This is a genomic window from Pseudomonas sp. NPDC089534 (assembly GCF_044749305.1).
GTDB classification, from domain to species: domain Bacteria; phylum Pseudomonadota; class Gammaproteobacteria; order Pseudomonadales; family Pseudomonadaceae; genus Aquipseudomonas; species Aquipseudomonas ekonensis.
The window spans coordinates 1-15,805 of the sequence record NZ_JBIVHR010000069.1 but is presented as its reverse complement, the minus strand read 5'-3'; the positions used below and the strand labels follow the sequence as shown (position 1 = coordinate 15,805).

Genomic DNA, 15,805 nt, shown 5'->3' with positions numbered 1-15,805 from the left:
ACGCAATGGCGCCGATCACATCGGGCAGCAAAAAGTGTTCCTCATCGCTTCACGCCAAACGAAAGTGGGAGCGAGCCTGCTCGCGAAAGCGGTGTGCCATTCAGCATGAGTGCCGAATGTCAGACCGTCTTCGCGAGCAGGCTCGCTCCCACAGTTTTGATTTGCTGCGGATCAGACGTACTGCGCCGCCGCGTAGCCCGAGGCCCAGGCCCACTGGAAGTTGAAGCCGCCCAGGTGCCCGGTGACGTCGAGCACTTCGCCGACGAAGTACAGGCCGGGGCTTTTCAGCGATTCCATGGTCTTGGACGACACCTCGCGGGTGTCCACGCCGCCCAGGGTGACTTCGGCGGTGCGGTAGCCCTCGGTGCCCGCCGGCACGACTGTCCAGCTGCCGAGCTTGTCGGCGATGTCCGCCAGTTCCGCGTGGGTGTACTGCTTCATCGGCTTGGAGACGAACCAGCTGTCCGCCAGCAGGTTGGCCATCTTCTTGGTGAAGATTTCCCCCAGCAGGGTCTTCAGTTCGCTGTTCGGGCGTTCGGCCTGCTGCTGTTGCAGCCAGCCGGCGGCGTCGTGGTCCGGCAGCAGGTTGATCTCCACCGTGTCGCCGGATTCCCAGAACGACGAGATCTGCAGGATCGCCGGGCCGCTGAGGCCGCGGTGGGTGAACAGGATGTTCTCGCGAAAGCTCTGGCCGTTGCAGCTGACCAGGCAATCGACCGACGTGCCCGACAGTTCGCCGCACAGGTCCTTGAGCTGGTCGGTGATGGTGAACGGCACCAGCCCGGCGCGGGTCGGCAGCAGTTCGTGGCCGAACTGTTTGGCCACCTGATAGCCGAAGCCGGTGGCGCCCAGGGTCGGGATCGACAGGCCGCCGGTGGCGATCACCAGCGACCGGCACTGCACCTGGCCGAGGGTGGTGTCGAGCAGGTAGCCGCCTTCGGTCTTCTCGATGGTCTGGATCGAGGTGTCCAGGCGCAGTTCGACGCCCACTTGTTCGCACTCGTCGAGGAGCATGCCGAGGATGTCGCTGGACTTGTTGTCGCAGAACAGCTGGCCGAGTTTCTTCTCGTGGTACGGCACGCCGTGCTTGGCGACCAGGCCGATGAAGTCCCATTGGGTGTAGCGGGCCAGGGCGGATTTGCAGAAGTGCGGGTTCTGCGACAGGAAATTGCCAGGCTCGGTGTACATGTTGGTGAAGTTGCAGCGCCCGCCGCCGGACATCAGGATTTTCTTGCCGGCCTTGTTCGCGTGGTCGAGCAGCAGCACCTGGCGCCCGCGCCCGGCGGCGGTCAGGGCACACATCAAACCGGCGGCGCCGGCGCCAATGATCACGACTTCGGTAGAGCGCAAAACGGTGTCCTCACACAAATTTCAAAATCACCGGGCCCCCTGTAGGAGCGAGCCTGCTCGCGATGAGGCCGGTACATTCGACAGGGTTGTCGGCTGACCGTCCGCCATCGCGAGCGGGCTCGCTCCCACAGGGGATTTTCTAGGGGCGAAAGGTCGCTTACAGGATCCGCACCCGCAGCGAACGGCCCTTGATCTTGCCGCTGTTGAGCCGCGCCAGGGCCTGCTTGGCGATGCCGCGCTCCACCGCCACGTAGGCCTGGAAGTCGAAGATCGCGATCTTGCCCACCTGGGCGCCGGGGATGCCCGCGTCGCCGGTGAGGGCGCCGAGGATGTCGCCCGGGCGAACCTTGTCCTTGCGCCCGGCGGCGATGCACAGGGTGCTCATGGCCGGCAGCAGCGGCCCGCCGCCCTGGGACTTGAGGTTGTCCACCTGGTCCCAGTTCAGCGGGGCCTTCTGGCGCTCTTCGATGGCCCGTGCGCGGTGCGCTTCCGACGGCGCCACCAGGCTGACCGCGATGCCTTTCTCGCCGGCCCGGCCGGTGCGGCCGACGCGGTGGATGTGGACTTCGGAGTCGCGGGCCAGCTCGACGTTGATCACCATGTCCAGCGCATCGATGTCCAGGCCGCGGGCGGCGACGTCGGTGGCCACCAGCACCGAGGTGCTGCGGTTGGCGAACATCGCCAGCACCTGGTCGCGGTCGCGCTGCTCCAGGTCGCCGTGCAGGCCAACGGCCGAAATGCCTTTGGCGGTCAGGTGGTCGACGGTCTCCTGCACCTGCTGCTTGGTGAAGCAGAACGCCACGCAGGAGGCCGGGCGGAAGTGGCCGAGCACTTTGGTCACCGCGCTCAGGCGCTCTTCGGGGGCGATCTCGTAGAAGCGCTGTTCGATCTGGCTGTCGTCGTGCAGCGCCTCGACCTTCACCTGCTGCGGATCGCGCATGAAGTTCGACGCCAGTTGCTTGATGCCCGCCGGGTACGTGGCGGAGAACAGCAGCGTCTGGCGGCGTGCCGGGGTCTGGCCGAGGATGTCTTCGATGGCGTCGTAGAAGCCCATGTCCAGCATGCGGTCGGCTTCGTCCAGCACCAGGGTGTTGAGGCCGTCGAGCACCAGGGTGCCCTTGCTCAGGTGCTGCTGGATGCGCCCCGGCGTGCCGACGATGATGTGCGCGCCGTGCTCCAGCGAAGCGATCTGCGGGCCGAAGGGCACGCCGCCGCACAGGGTCAGCACTTTGATGTTGTCTTCGGCGCGGGCCAGGCGGCGGATTTCCTTGGCCACCTGGTCGGCCAGCTCGCGGGTCGGGCACATCACCAGCGCCTGGCAGCCGAAGTAGCGCGGGTTGATCGGGTTCAGCAGGCCGATGCCGAACGCGGCGGTCTTGCCGCTGCCGGTCTTGGCCTGGGCGATCAGGTCCAGCCCCTTGAGGATCACCGGCAAGCTCTGCGCCTGGATCGGCGTCATCTGGGCATAACCGAGGGAGTCGAGGTTAGCCAGCATGGCGGCGGACAGCGGCAAAGTGTTGAAAGCGGTGGCGATGGTGGTCACGGGACGGGCCTGCAAAACAAAATGTCGCGCAGTGTACCAGCACCGTGCCACTTTCCTCGAAAGTTCTGGACGAACAGCGGTCAATGTTCGATGTGCTGCTCCGTGCCGCGTGCGCGCCGCCCGTCCTCCCTCGACAGCTGCGAGAAGATCGTCGCGGCCAGCATCGCCATGACGCCCACCGTCACGAACGTCAGCTGGAACGCGCCCAGGACGGTGTCGACGCCGTCGTTGCCGATCTGCGCGGTGAACCCGCCCAGCAGCGCGCCGGCGCAGGCCACGCCCAGGCTCAGCGACAGCTGCGCCACCACCGACAGCAGGCTGTTGCCGCTGCTGGCGCTGGCGTCGTCGAGGTCGATCAGGGTCACGGTGTTCATGGCGGTGAACTGCAGCGAGTTGATCGCCCCCAGGATCGCCAGCAGGCACAGCAGCAGCCAGTACGGCGTCTGCTCGCTGACCAGGCCCATGCTCGCCAGCATGATCCCCAGCGCCAGGGTGTTGCCGGTGAGCACGATGCGGTAGCCCAGCCGCTCGATCAGCGGCCGCGCCACCCACTTGGCGACCATCGCCGCCGCGGCCAGCGGCAGCATGCTCATCCCGGCCTGGGACGGCGAATAGCCCAGCGCCACCTGCAGCAGCAACGGCACCAGGAACGGCAGGGCGCCGCTGCCCAGGCGGGCGAACAGGTTGCCGAGGATGCCGACGGCGAAGGTGCGGGTCTTGAACAGCGACGGCGCGAACAGCGGATTGTCGATGTGCCCGGCGCGCAGCCAGTACGCCGCCAGGCACGCCAGCCCGGCGAACAGCAGCAGCATCACGCGCAGGTGCGGCAGGTGCAGTTCGCCCAGGCCTTCCATGGCGATGGTGATCAGGATCATCGCCGCGCCGAACAGCACAAAGCCCATGCTGTCGAAGCGCGTGCGCTCGCTGCCGCGCAGGTCGGGGATGAACTTCCACACCGCGTAGCAGCCGATGACGCCCACCGGCAGGTTGATCAGGAAGATCCAGTGCCACGTCAGGTACTGCACCATCCAGCCGCCCATGGTCGGGCCGATCAGCGGGCCGAGCAGGCCGGGGATGGTGATGAAGCCCATGATCCGCACCAGTTCGGAGCGCGGGTAGGCGCGCAGCACCACCAGCCGTCCGACCGGCAGCATCAGCGCGCCGCCCAGGCCCTGGATCACCCGGGCGCCCACCAGCATGCTCAGGCTGTCCGAGAGCGCACAAAGCAGCGAGCCGAGGCTGAACAGCAGGATGGCGCCGAAGAAGATCTTCTTGGTGCCGAAGCGGTCGGCGATCCAGCCCGAGGCGGGGATCAGCAGGGCCACGGTGAGCATGTAGGCGATGACCACGCCCTGCATGCGCAGCGGGTCTTCGGCCAGGTCACGGGCCATGGCCGGCAGGGCGGTGTTGAGGATCGTCCCGTCGAGGGACTGCATGAAGAAAGCGATGGCCACGACCCACGGCAACCAGCGGGCGGTGATGGCGTCAAGCGGCGTGCGGTCGGGCATGGAACCTCTTGCGGCGGTCGGTTCGGACGTGTGTTTTTTGTGGCGAGGGAGCTTGCTCCCGCCGGGGCGCGAAGCGGCCCCAGCCGTGATCCGGGTTTGCGGCTACTGCGCATCCGAGCGGGACGGTGCGGCGATCCGACAAGCTCCCTCGCCACGGTCGAGGCGCGTTGCTACAACGTCAATGTGAGTTTGCTGACCAGCGCCCCCGGCAGCAGCGCCGAAGACGTGTTGCGCTGGCTGTACGTGCTGGCCGACAGCAGCAGTTCCCGTTCGGCGGTCAGGGCTTCCAGCTGCGAACCCAGCAGGCTGTAGGCGCTGTCGTCGAACCGCATGGTGCTGACCGGCGCCTGGATCTGGCCGTCCTCGACCCAGAAGGTCGCGAAGCGGGTCATGCCGGTCAGGCGCGCCGCCGGTTGGTCCGAGTAGTTGAGGTACCACAGGTTGCTGATGTACAGCCCGGTGCCCAACCGCTTGAGGATTTCGTCCTGGGGCAGTTCGCCGGCGGCCATGTTCATCGCGCTCGGCGCTTCGCCGCCGCCGGCGCCGTTGGCGGCGAGGCCGTATTCGGCGGCGCTGCGCGAACCCACCAGACGGTCGCCGGCCTTGCCCTCGACGATCAGGCGCAGGTCGCTGCGCGGGTAGCCTTCACCGGAAAACGCCGGGCTCAACGAGCCGCTGACCTGCTCGTCGACGCAGACCAGCGGACTGAAGGCCTGATCGCCGGCATACAGCTTCTGCAGCGGGCTGCTCTTGCTGGCGATCGACTGGGCCGAGAATCCGCCCCAGCTCAGCATGCCCATGATTTCCTCCAGCGCCGCCGGCGCCAGGTACGCCCGGTATTGCCCCGGCGCCAGGGTGCGCAGCGGCCGGCCGAGGAATGCCAGTTGCTCGCGGGCCTGGGCGAAGCGCTGGGCGAAGCCTTCGCGGCTCCAGTCGTGGCCGGCGTAGCTGGCCTTCACGGCCTGGCCGTTGTCGTGGAACAGGCTGAAGTCGAAATTGAAGCTGTTGGCCTGGTGCCAGCCGAACGCCCCCGATGAGCTGGCGAAACCGCGGCTGATCGGCCCGGCGGCATAGAAACCCACCAGGTCCAGGCCGGCGGCGGCTTCGGTGATCTGCGCCACCACGTCTTCGGTGTCCGGCAGCGGATGTTCCTGCACGCTCTGGCTCTGCCAGTGGTTGTGGTTGAGCAGCAGGTACGGATCCTGCGGCAGCAGCGGCACGGTCTCGCGCAGCTGCTGCAGGCCCTCGGCCAGGCGTTGCAGGTCGCTCTCCGGCTCGCCGGACAGGGTGATCTGCAAGTCCGCATGGCGGCCGTCGTCGATCAGCTTCAGCCCGACGCTGGCCTGCTGCACTTGCCCGGCCTGGCGCACCTTGGCGTGGTTGAAGCGCACGAACGCCGAGGACTCGGCCGCGTAGCTGAGGGTGAACTGCTCCGGTTCGCGCACGGCGTCATGCAGCCAGTCGACCAGCGCCTTGAAGGCGGCGCTCCCGTTCCTGGAAATACTCATCAGGCGTCTCCCCCAAACACATCAACGTTGCTGAATACGCAGGCCGGCGAGGCGTGGCCGACGCGGATCACCTGGTTCGGCTCGCCCTTGCCGCAGTTGGGCGTGCCCAGCACGCGGGTGGTGCCGGCGTTGCCGACGGCGCGCAGGCTCTTCCAGAAATGCGCGGAGATGCCCCGGTAGTTCGGGTTCTTCACCACGCCCTTGAGTTCGCCGTTCTCGATCAGTTGGCCCCACTCGCAGCCGAACTGGAATTTGTTGCGGGCATCGTCGATCGACCACGAGCGGTTGGTGCTCATCAGGATGCCGTGCTCGATGCCGTTGATCAGCTGCTCCAGCGACTGGTCGCCCGGCTCGATGTTGAGGTTGGCCATGCGGTCGATCGGCGGGCGGTTCCAGCCGCAGGCGCGGCTGTTGGCGACGCCGTCGAGGCCGGCGCGGAACTGCGACAGCGCCCCGCCCAGCGGCCGCACCAGCAGGCCTTCGCGGATCAGGAACTGCTTGCTGGCGGCGCTGCCGTCATCGTCGTGGCCGTAGCTGGCCAGCTCTTCGGGGATGTCCGGGTCGAAGGTCACGTTGAGCAGCTTCGAGCCGTACTGCAGGGTGCCGAAGTCGGCGGCGGTGACGAAGCTGGTGCCGGCGTAGTTGCGCTCGTCGCCGAGGATCCTGTCCAGCTCCAGCGGATGGCCGATGGATTCGTGGATCTGCAGCATCATCTGGTCGGGCATCAGCAGCAGGTCGCGCGGTCCTTGCGGGGCGTTCGGCGCCAGCAGCAGTTGCAGCGCCTGGTCGGCCACCCGCGGGCCGGCGCCGATCAGGCCGCAGCGACTGACCACGTCCATGCCTCCCTGCTGGCCGAAGTTCTCCCGGCCAAGGCTGCGGGTCTGGCTGTCGTTGCCGTCGTAGGCGGTGACGTCCAGGCCCGGATAGACGAAACGCTGGGCCTGGCGCAGTTCGGCGCCGGCGCTGCTCAGGTAGATCTGCTCGACGTGGGTGATGCCCAGGCTCACTTCCCAGTTCACCAGGCGCTCATCCTTGGGCACCGAGGCGGACTCCGCGCCGAGCAGCTCGAAGCATTCGCTCAGGGACGGCAGGGGTTGGTCGAGGTGGGGCGAAAAATAGTCGGCACGGTCGCCGGACACCGGCTGGCTGCGCAGGTCGAGCAGGGCGTGGGGCTTGAGCCGCCGGGCCTGCTGTTCGGCACGGTCGAGGGCGGCCTGCAGGCCCTGCTGCGACAGGTCGTTGGTGGCGGCGTAGGCCTCGACGCCGTTGACCCGGACAGTGAGCATCGCGCCTTCGTCGCGGCTCAGGCTCGGCGGCTCGGCGACGTTCTTGCGCACCGACAGGTACTGGCCGGACTCGCGCACGTAGCGCAAAGAAAAGAATTCGGCACCCGTGCGCAGGGCAGCGAAGCGCTGCTTGAGCCGGGGGTGGAAATCGAACATTCGGAAACCTCCTTGTCATGGAGTTGTGGCGGAGCGGATTCGGCGGGGAGGGGTGACGCGATGGGGCGAGGACTAGAGTAGGCCTGCGTGGGGGTAGGATCAAGTGAAGAGGGGGAGTAGGAAGGTTTACTGCTGAAGGCGGGAAACTTGAAGGCCTCATCGCGAGCAGGCTCGCTCCCACAGTGGTTTTCCAATGTTCACGAATACTGTGTTCACTGGAGATCCCCTGTGGGAGCGAGCCTGCTCGCGATTGGCCGTGACGCGGCGCTACGGCTTACTGCGCGACAGCGCTCACTTCACGCAGCGGCTTGCCTTTGACCGGCGCATCGCCGGCCACGTAGTAGGCGGCCTTGCTGCGCGGCAGCGGCTGGCGGCCACGGATCTTGTCGGCGATTTTCTCGGCCATCATGATCGTCGGCGCGTTCAGGTTGCCGGTGGTGATGATCGGCATGATCGAGGCATCGACCACGCGCAGGCCCTGCATGCCGTGCACGCGGCCCTGGCCGTCGACCACCGCCATCTCGTCGGTGCCCATCTTGCACGAGCAGGACGGGTGGAACGCGGTTTCGGCGTGCTCGCGGATGAACTTGTCCAGCTCTTCATCGGTTTGCACTTCGATGCCCGGGCTGATTTCGCGGCCGCGGAAGGCGTCCAGCGCAGGCTGCTGCATGATTTCGCGGGTCAGGCGGATGCCGTCGCGGAATTCCTGCCAGTCCTGCTCGGTGGCCATGTAGTTGAACAGGATGCTCGGGTGCTGGCGCGGATCCTTGGACTTGAGCTGGATGCGGCCGCGGCTCGGCGAGCGCATGGAACCCATGTGCGCCTGGAAGCCGTGCTCCTGCACGCCGTTGCTGCCGTTGTAATTGATCGCCACCGGCAGGAAGTGGTACTGGATGTTCGGCCAGGCGAACTCAGGACGGGTGCGGATGAAGCCGCCGGCCTCGAACTGGTTGCTGGCGCCGATGCCGGTGCCGTTGAACAGCCACTCGGCACCGATGGCCGGCTGGTTGTGCCACAGCAGCGACGGGTACAGGGACACCGGCTGAGTGCAGGCGAACTGCAGGTACAGCTCCAGGTGGTCCTGCAGGTTCTCGCCGACGCCCGGCAGGTCGTGGACCACCGGAATGTCGAGGCTTTCCAGCAGCTTCGCAGGGCCCACGCCGGAACGCTGCAGCAGTTGCGGCGAAGCGATGGCGCCGGAGCAGACGATGACTTCCTTGCGCGCCTTGGCTTCGACGCGCTCTTCGGCGGAGCCGACCAGGTAACGCACGCCGACCGCACGCTTGCCTTCGAACAGCACTTTGTCGGTCAGGGCGTGGGTGACGATGGTCAGGGTCGAGCGCTTCTTGGCGGTGTCCAGGTAGCCGCGGGCGGTGGAAGACCGGCGGCCTTTCGGCGTCACGGTGCGGTCCATCGGGCCGAAGCCTTCCTGCTGGTAGCCGTTCAGGTCTTCGGTGCGCGGGTAGCCGGCCTGCACGCCGGCTTCGACCATGGCGTGGAACAGCGGGTTGTTGCCGGCCTTCGGCGTGGTCACGCTGACCGGGCCTTCGCCGCCGTGGTAGTCGTTCGGGCCGATGTCGCGGGTTTCCGCCTTGCGGAAGTACGGCAGGCAGTCCAGGTAGGTCCAGTCTTCCAGGCCCGGCAGTTGCGCCCAGCCGTCGTAGTCCATCGCGTTGCCGCGGATGTAGCACATGCCGTTGATCAGCGACGAGCCGCCCAGGCCCTTGCCGCGGCCGCATTCCATCCGGCGGCCGTCCATGAACGGCTCAGGATCGGTTTCGTAGGCCCAGTTGTAGCGGCGGCCCTGCAGCGGGAACGCCAGCGCGGCCGGCATCTGGGTACGGAAGTCGAGACGGTAGTCCGGGCCGCCGGCTTCGAGCAGCAGGACGGTGACGCCTTCGTCTTCGGTCAGGCGGGTGGCCAGGGTGTTACCGGCCGAGCCGGCGCCGACGATGATGTAATCGAATACTTGGGACATTGAATGCACCCTCTTTGAAGTTGGTCAGATCAAGGCCTCGGCGAGTGCTTTGCACTCGAATCGCTGGCAAGCCAGCTCCCACAGGGATCGGGGATGCCACAGGTGTGGTGCTCGACACCCACCTGCGGGAGCGGGCTTGCCCGCGAAGAGGCCCTCGCGAGCAATGCAGGACTCGGCTCTTAGAACACCGAGACGTAATCGCCCAGCTCGACCTGTACCGATTTGATGCGGGTGTAGTTGGTCAGCGAGCTGATGCCGTTCTCGCGGCCGACGCCCGACTGCTTGTAGCCGCCGACCGGCATTTTCGCGTCGGATTCGCCCCAGGCGTTGATCCAGCAGATGCCCGCTTCCAGCTGATGAATCACGCGGTGGGCGCGGTTCAGGTCGCGGGTGACGATGCCGGCGGCCAGGCCGAAGTCGGTGTCGTTGGCGCGGCGGATCACTTCTTCTTCGGTTTCGTAGGTCAGGATCGCCATGACCGGGCCGAAGATCTCTTCGCGCACGATGGTCATGTCGTCGGTGCAGTCGGTGAACACGGTCGGTGCCACGAACGCGCCCTTGGCGAATTCGCCGTCGGTCATGCGCTCGCCGCCGCACAGCACGCGTGCGCCTTCTTCCTTGCCCTTGGCGATGTAGCCCAGCACGCTTTCCATGTGGGCGAAGCTGACCAGCGGGCCGAAGTTGGTGTTTTCGTCTTCAGGGTTGCCGACGCGGATGCGGGCGACGCGCTCGACGATCTTGGCTTCGAAGGCCGCTTTCAGGTGGCTCGGCACGAACACGCGGGTGCCGTTGGTGCAGACCTGACCGGAGCTGTAGAAGTTGGCCATCATGGCGGTGTCGGCGGCGCGGTCCAGGTCGGCGTCGTCGCAGATGATCAGCGGGGACTTGCCGCCCAGTTCCATGGTCACGTCCTTCAGGGACGAGGCCGAGGCGCTGGCCATGACTTTCTTGCCGGTGTCGGTGCCGCCGGTGAAGGAGACTTTCTCGATGCGCGGGTGCTCGGTCAGCCAGGTGCCGACTTCGCGGCCGCTGCCGGTCAGGACGTTGAACACGCCGTTCGGCAGGCCGGCTTCGGTGTAGATCTCGGCCAGTTTCAGGGTGGTCAGCGAGGTGACTTCGCTCGGCTTGAAGATCATCGCGTTGCCGGCGGCCAGGGCCGGGGCCGATTTCCACAGGGCGATCTGGATCGGGTAGTTCCACGCGCCGATGCCGGCGACCACGCCCAGCGGCTCGCGGCGGGTGTAGACGAAGGACGTGTCGCGCAGCGGGATCTGCTCGCCTTCGATGGCCGGCACCAGGCCTGCGTAGTATTCCAGCACGTCGGCGCCGGTGACGATGTCGACGTACTTGGTTTCGGAGTAGGCCTTGCCGGTGTCCAGGGTTTCCAGCGCGGCCAGCTCATCGTTGCGCTCGCGCAGGATGTCGACGGCGCGGCGCAGGATGCGCGAACGCTCCATGGCGGTCATCGAGGCCCAGATTTTCTGGCCCTTTTCGGCGCTGACCACAGCGCGCTCCACGTCTTCCTTGGTGGCGCGCTGCACGTGGGCGAGGACTTCGCCGTTAGCCGGGTTGATGGCTTCGAAGGTGGCATCGCTGCCGGCGTCGGAGTACGCGCCATCGATGTAGAGTTTTTGCAGTTCGAAACGGGCCATAAAGTCCTCGCAAGTGCATAAGTGGTTGGCTGCCGCCATGGCGGCGGTCAGGGGCCGAGCGTTTTCTGTGTGCTCTGGCTCGCCTGCTTGGCCAGTTGGAAGTCCATGTATTCGTAAGCGATCCGTTGCGCCTGCTCGGTGTCGAAAGCGTCTCCCGACAGCGCGCCGCGCAACCACAAGCCGTCGATCAACGCTGCCAGCCCGCGTGCGGCGTTGCGCGCCTCTTCGAGCGGCAACACGCGGCGGAACTCGCAGCACAGGTTGGAATACAGACGGTGATCGTTGATCCGCTGCAACCTGTGCAAAGACGGCTGGTGCATGCTGGTGGCCCAGAAGGCCAGCCAGGTTTTCATTGCCGGGCCATTGACCTGGCTGGCGTCGAAGTTGCCTTCGATGATCACCTGCAGATGAGCCCGGGGGCTGTTGTCTGCCAGCGCCTGACGGCGCGCGGTGACGCTCTCGCTGAGGGCGGTCATCAGATACCGCATCGTGGCGGCGATCAGGCCGTTCTTGTCCTGAAAGTAATGACTGATGATGCCGTTCGAGACACCGGCCAAACGGGCGATCAGCGCAATGCTGGCGTCCCCCATCCCGACCTGGTCGACGGCCTGCAATGTGGCTTCGATCAGTTGTTGGCGGCGGATGGGTTGCATACCGACCTTGGGCATCTTGCACATCTCCTTAGGCCTTCCGGCAGCCGCGCAACGGCTGTCGGATCGAGGGCCAGTCTATTTTGTTTTGATTGAACGTTCAATCAACAAAGAATAAGATCTGCGACAAATCGTCGCTGCCTACAGGTTTTTCCTACGTGTAAATGGCGATAAACCGACATCCGAAAATGCTCGAAACCTGCGTGGGGCAAGGCGCGGTTCGGCGTTCGATGGACGTGTTGAATGGGCAAGACGCTTGCGGCCAGGTTTCGGATGAATGTCCGGATCGTGGCCACGACGGCGATTCGCGGTGCCATCTCTGCAGGTTCGGGCTTTTTTCGGGGTGTCTTTATATCACCCGCCGGTCGGCTGCCAACTAACCGATTGGTCGGGTTCCGTGTTGCCTTGTGTTCTTCTCTCGCACTGCCTGGAGCATTTGTGCCATGAGTTCTGCCTCGCTAATAAAGACCCCGCCCGAGAAGGTGACGGTCAACGGTTGGGTGTTCTACACCTCGACCGCGCTGATACTGCTGTTGACCGCCATCCTGATCGCCGCCCCGCAAGAGGCGGGCAGAATGCTCGGTGTGGCCCAGGCCTGGCTGTCCCGCAGCTTCGGCTGGTACTACATGGTGGTGATTGCCGCCTACCTGGTGTTCGTGGTGGGGCTGGCGTTTTCGTCCTACGGCAAGCTCAAGCTGGGCAGCAAGGACGATACCCCCGATTTCAGCTACGGCGCCTGGGCGGGGATGCTGTTCTCGTCGGGCATCGGCATCTCGCTGCTGTACTTCGGCGCCTCCGAGCCGCTGGACCACTACTTCAACCCGCCGGAAGGCGCTTCGGCCACCAACCTGGCCGCGCGTCAGGCGGTGCAGTTGACGTTCCTGCACTGGGGCCTGCACGGCTGGGCGATCTACGCCCTGGTCGGTCTGGCCGTGGCGTACTTCGCTTACCGTCACAACCAGCCGCTGGCCTTGCGTTCGGCGCTGTACCCGCTGGTCGGCGAGCGTTGGGTCAAGGGCGGCGCCGGTCACGCGGTGGACGGCTTCGGCATGTTCGTGACCCTGCTGGGCCTGGTGACTAACCTTGGCATCGGTTCGCTGCAGGTGGCGTCGGGCCTGGAAAACCTGTTCGGCATGGAGCACAGCAACACTAATCTGCTGATCGTGATCATCGTGATGAGCACCGTGGCGACCATCGCTGCCGTGTCCGGTGTGGAGAACGGCATCCGCCGCCTGTCCAACCTCAACATCATGCTGTTCAGCGGCCTGCTGATCTTCGTGCTGCTGTTCGGCCCGACCCTGCACCTGCTCAACGGCTTCGTGCAGAACATCGGCGACTACCTCAACGGCGTGGTGCTCAAGACCTTCGACCTCTACGTGTATGAAGGCGACAACGCCAAGTCCGACCGCTGGCTGGGCCTGTGGACCCTGTTCTACTGGGCCTGGTGGATTTCCTGGGCGCCATTCGTGGGCATGTTCATCGCACGCATCTCCCGTGGCCGCACCGTGCGCGAGCTGGTGGCCGGCGTACTGCTGATCCCGCTGGGTTTCACCCTGGCGTGGCTGTCGATCTTCGGCAACTCGGCGCTGGACCTGGTGATGAACCAGGGTGCGGTGGAACTGGGCAAGACGGCGCTGGAACAGCCGTCGATGGCGATCTATCAGTTGCTGGAGCATTACCCGGCGTCGAAGGTCGTGATCGGTGTGTCGATCTTCGTCGGCTTCGTGCTGTTCCTGACCCCGGCCGACTCCGGCGCGGTGATGATGGCCAACCTGTCGTGCAAGGGCGGCAACGTCGACGAAGACGCCCCGCACTGGCTGCGGATCTTCTGGTCGGTCGTGATCACCCTGGTGACCATCGGCCTGCTGTTCGCCGGCAACTTCGAAGCCATGCAGACCATGGTGGTGCTGGCCGGCCTGCCGTTCTCGGTGGTGCTGGTGTTCTTCATGTTCGGCCTGCACAAGGCGATGCGTTCGGACGTGCAGATCGAGCAGGAGCAAGCGGAGCTGGCGGCCCGTGGCCGTCGCGGTTTCAGCGAGCGCCTGACCCAGCTGGACCTGCAGCCGAGCCAGTCGGTGGTTCAGCGTTTCATGGACAAGCACGTCACCCCGGCGCTGGATGACGCCGCCGCGCAGCTGCGCGCCCAGGGCCTGGAAGTGCAGACCCTGCTGGGCAAGTCCAAGCGCTGCATGGGCGTGCGCGTCGAGATGGAAGAGGGCAACCCTTTCGTCTATGAAGTGAGCCTGGACGGCTACCTGGCGACTCCGACCGAATCGGCCCAGTCCGACGAGGCGCGCCAGCGTTACTACCGCGCCGAGGTGTACCTGCACAACGGCAGCCAGGACTACGACCTGATGGGCTTCACCCAGGACCAGATCACGCGGGATGTGCTCGATCAGTTCGAAAGCCATCGGCAGTTGTTGGGTCGGGTGTATAGCTAAGCGGTAAGCAACAAGCGGTGCGGTGTTTCGGTCTGGGATGCCGCGCAGGCTTCATCGCCAGCAGGCTGGCTCCCACAGGGGAGTGGGGGGCTGGCTTGTTGGGGAAGGGGGCTTAAGCCCTTACCGCAGAAGTGCAAAAACAAAGACGCCGCGATTGATTCGCGGCGTTTTTGCGTCTGGGGGTAATGCTTCTGCGACTGATGGAACGCATTGTGGCGAGGGAGCCTGTCGGATCGCCGCACCGTCCCGCTCGGCGGCGCAGCCGTCGCAAACCCGGATCACGGCTGGGGCCGCTTCGCGCCCGGCGGGACGGTGCGGCGATCCGACCAGCGACCTCGCCACAGCTACATTCCCTGCACCAACAAAAACGCCGCGATCGTCTCGCGGCGTTTTTGTGTCGGTTGCCTTTACCCCAGGTTCTTGCCGAGCAGCGCGTGGTAGAGCTCGCTGTCGCCGAGGATCCCCACCACATGGTTGTTGTCGTGCAGCACCAGTTTGTTGCCGGTCTGGTAGCGGATCTGCAGCGCTTCGCGCATGCCGATGTTGGAGTCCACCAGGGTCGGGCGGCGGTCGAGGGCTTCGACGGCCTGGCCCGGCACCCAGTTCTGCAGGTCGAGGGCCGAGCCGTTCTTGCGGGCGCCCTTGATGGTGTTGCCTTCGGCCAGGTCCAGCCACGAGTCGCCGCCCGGATCCAGGCACACCGAACCGTTGATGCGCTTGCAGTTGTCCAGGGTGCGCATCAGGCTGCGGCCGCACAGCACGTTCAGCGGGTTGGTGTGGGCGACGAAGGTGCGCACGTAGTCGTCCGCCGGGTTCAGCACGATCTCTTCCGGCACGCTGTACTGGATGATCCGGCCGTCCTTCATGATCGCGATGCGGCTGCCCAGCTTCAGCGCCTCGTCGAGGTCGTGGCTGACGAACACGATGGTCTTGCTCAGCTTGCGCTGCAGCTCCAGCAGTTCGTCCTGCAGGCCCTGGCGGATCAGCGGGTCGAGGGCCGAGAACGGTTCGTCCATCAGCAGGATGTCGGCGTCCATCGCCAGCGCACGGGCCAGGCCGACCCGCTGCTGCATGCCCCCGGAGAGTTCGTCCGGCTTCTTGTTGCGCCACTGGGTCAGGCCCACCAGCTCAAGCTTGTCGTCGACCAGCTTACGCCGTTCCTTTTCCGGACGGCCCTGCATCTCCAGGCCGAAGCTGATGTTCTCGCGCACCGTCAGCCAAGGCATCAGGGCGAACTTCTGGAACACCATGGCGATGCGCTTGGTGCGCATCATCTTCAGTTCCGCGGGGGTGCAGGAGGCGATGTCGATCTGCTTGCCTTCATGCTCGACGAACAGCTTGCCGCGGCTCACGGTGTTGAGGCCGTTGATGCAGCGCAAAAGGCTCGACTTGCCGGAGCCGGACAGCCCCATCAGCACGCAGATCTCGCCTTTGTTGATGTCCAGGCTGGCCTTTTCCACGCCGACGATCTGGCCGGTCTTTTTCAGGATCTCGTTGCGGGTCATGCCCTGGTCGAGCAGCTTGAGCGCCTCGCGCGGATCCTTGGAGAAGATAACGTCGACGTTATCGAAACGAATAATGCTCATGCATCACCCCCTACTTTGCCTTCGGGCTGTTTGCAGATACGGTCGAGCATGATCGCCAGCAGTACGATCGCCAGGCCCGCTTCGAAGCCCAGGGCGATATCGGCAGTGTTCAGTGCGTTGACCACCGGTTTGCCGAGTCCGTCGGCG

General features: G+C 65.5%; 10 protein-coding genes and 1 pseudogene. 1 reads left to right on the top strand and 10 read right to left on the bottom strand.

Annotated elements, in window-relative coordinates:
- Window positions 1-171 precede the first annotated feature (171 nt).
- The 8 genes from ACIP0B_RS19825 to betI form a co-directional block, all read right to left on the bottom strand.
- Window positions 172-1,350, bottom strand: a complete 1,179-nt coding sequence (locus ACIP0B_RS19825; RefSeq protein WP_400835293.1) for an NAD(P)/FAD-dependent oxidoreductase — start codon at window positions 1,348-1,350, stop codon at window positions 172-174.
- Window positions 1,351-1,507: 157 nt separating this feature from the next.
- Entirely contained in the window at window positions 1,508-2,893 is a 1,386-nt protein-coding gene (dbpA, locus tag ACIP0B_RS19820) for an ATP-dependent RNA helicase DbpA (protein WP_217894679.1), read from the bottom strand.
- A gap of 80 nt (window positions 2,894-2,973) precedes the next feature.
- Window positions 2,974-4,401: a multidrug transporter subunit MdtD gene (mdtD, locus tag ACIP0B_RS19815; protein ID WP_400835291.1), complete on the bottom strand. Its 1,428-nt coding sequence runs from the start codon at window positions 4,399-4,401 to the stop codon at window positions 2,974-2,976.
- A 170-nt stretch (window positions 4,402-4,571) separates the two neighbouring features.
- Window positions 4,572-5,909, bottom strand: coding sequence for a TldD/PmbA family protein (locus ACIP0B_RS19810; RefSeq protein ID WP_400835289.1), 1,338 nt, complete (start codon window positions 5,907-5,909; stop codon window positions 4,572-4,574).
- The gene (locus tag ACIP0B_RS19805) at window positions 5,909-7,351 is read right to left on the bottom strand and encodes a TldD/PmbA family protein (protein ID WP_400835287.1); all 1,443 of its coding nucleotides are present in this window, start codon (window positions 7,349-7,351) and stop codon (window positions 5,909-5,911) included. Before ACIP0B_RS19805 ends, ACIP0B_RS19810 begins: the two co-directional genes overlap by 1 nt.
- 274 nt (window positions 7,352-7,625) lie before the next feature.
- The gene (gene betA / locus ACIP0B_RS19800; protein ID WP_400835285.1) at window positions 7,626-9,329 is read right to left on the bottom strand and encodes a choline dehydrogenase; all 1,704 of its coding nucleotides are present in this window, start codon (window positions 9,327-9,329) and stop codon (window positions 7,626-7,628) included.
- 179 nt (window positions 9,330-9,508) lie between these two features.
- The gene (betB, locus tag ACIP0B_RS19795; RefSeq protein ID WP_400835283.1) at window positions 9,509-10,981 is read right to left on the bottom strand and encodes a betaine-aldehyde dehydrogenase; all 1,473 of its coding nucleotides are present in this window, start codon (window positions 10,979-10,981) and stop codon (window positions 9,509-9,511) included.
- Window positions 10,982-11,028: 47 nt separating this feature from the next.
- Window positions 11,029-11,649 (bottom strand): transcriptional regulator BetI, encoded by a 621-nt coding sequence (betI, locus tag ACIP0B_RS19790; protein WP_217894685.1) that lies wholly within the window; start codon window positions 11,647-11,649, stop codon window positions 11,029-11,031.
- A gap of 482 nt (window positions 11,650-12,131) precedes the next feature.
- Between betI and ACIP0B_RS19785 the strand changes: the two genes are divergently transcribed.
- A complete protein-coding gene (locus tag ACIP0B_RS19785) occupies window positions 12,132-14,072 on the top strand; it encodes a BCCT family transporter (RefSeq protein WP_400835317.1) in 1,941 nt (646 codons plus the stop codon).
- Between the two features lie 407 nt (window positions 14,073-14,479).
- On the opposite strand, the gene choV is transcribed toward ACIP0B_RS19785, so the two are convergent.
- On the bottom strand, window positions 14,480-15,658 hold the full coding sequence (gene choV, locus ACIP0B_RS19780; protein WP_085655833.1) for a choline ABC transporter ATP-binding protein: 1,179 nt from the start codon (window positions 15,656-15,658) through the stop codon (window positions 14,480-14,482).
- Window positions 15,655-15,805, bottom strand: a pseudogene (locus ACIP0B_RS19775) (choline ABC transporter permease subunit); the annotation flags it as partial. The gene choV and the pseudogene ACIP0B_RS19775, both read right to left, overlap by 4 nt.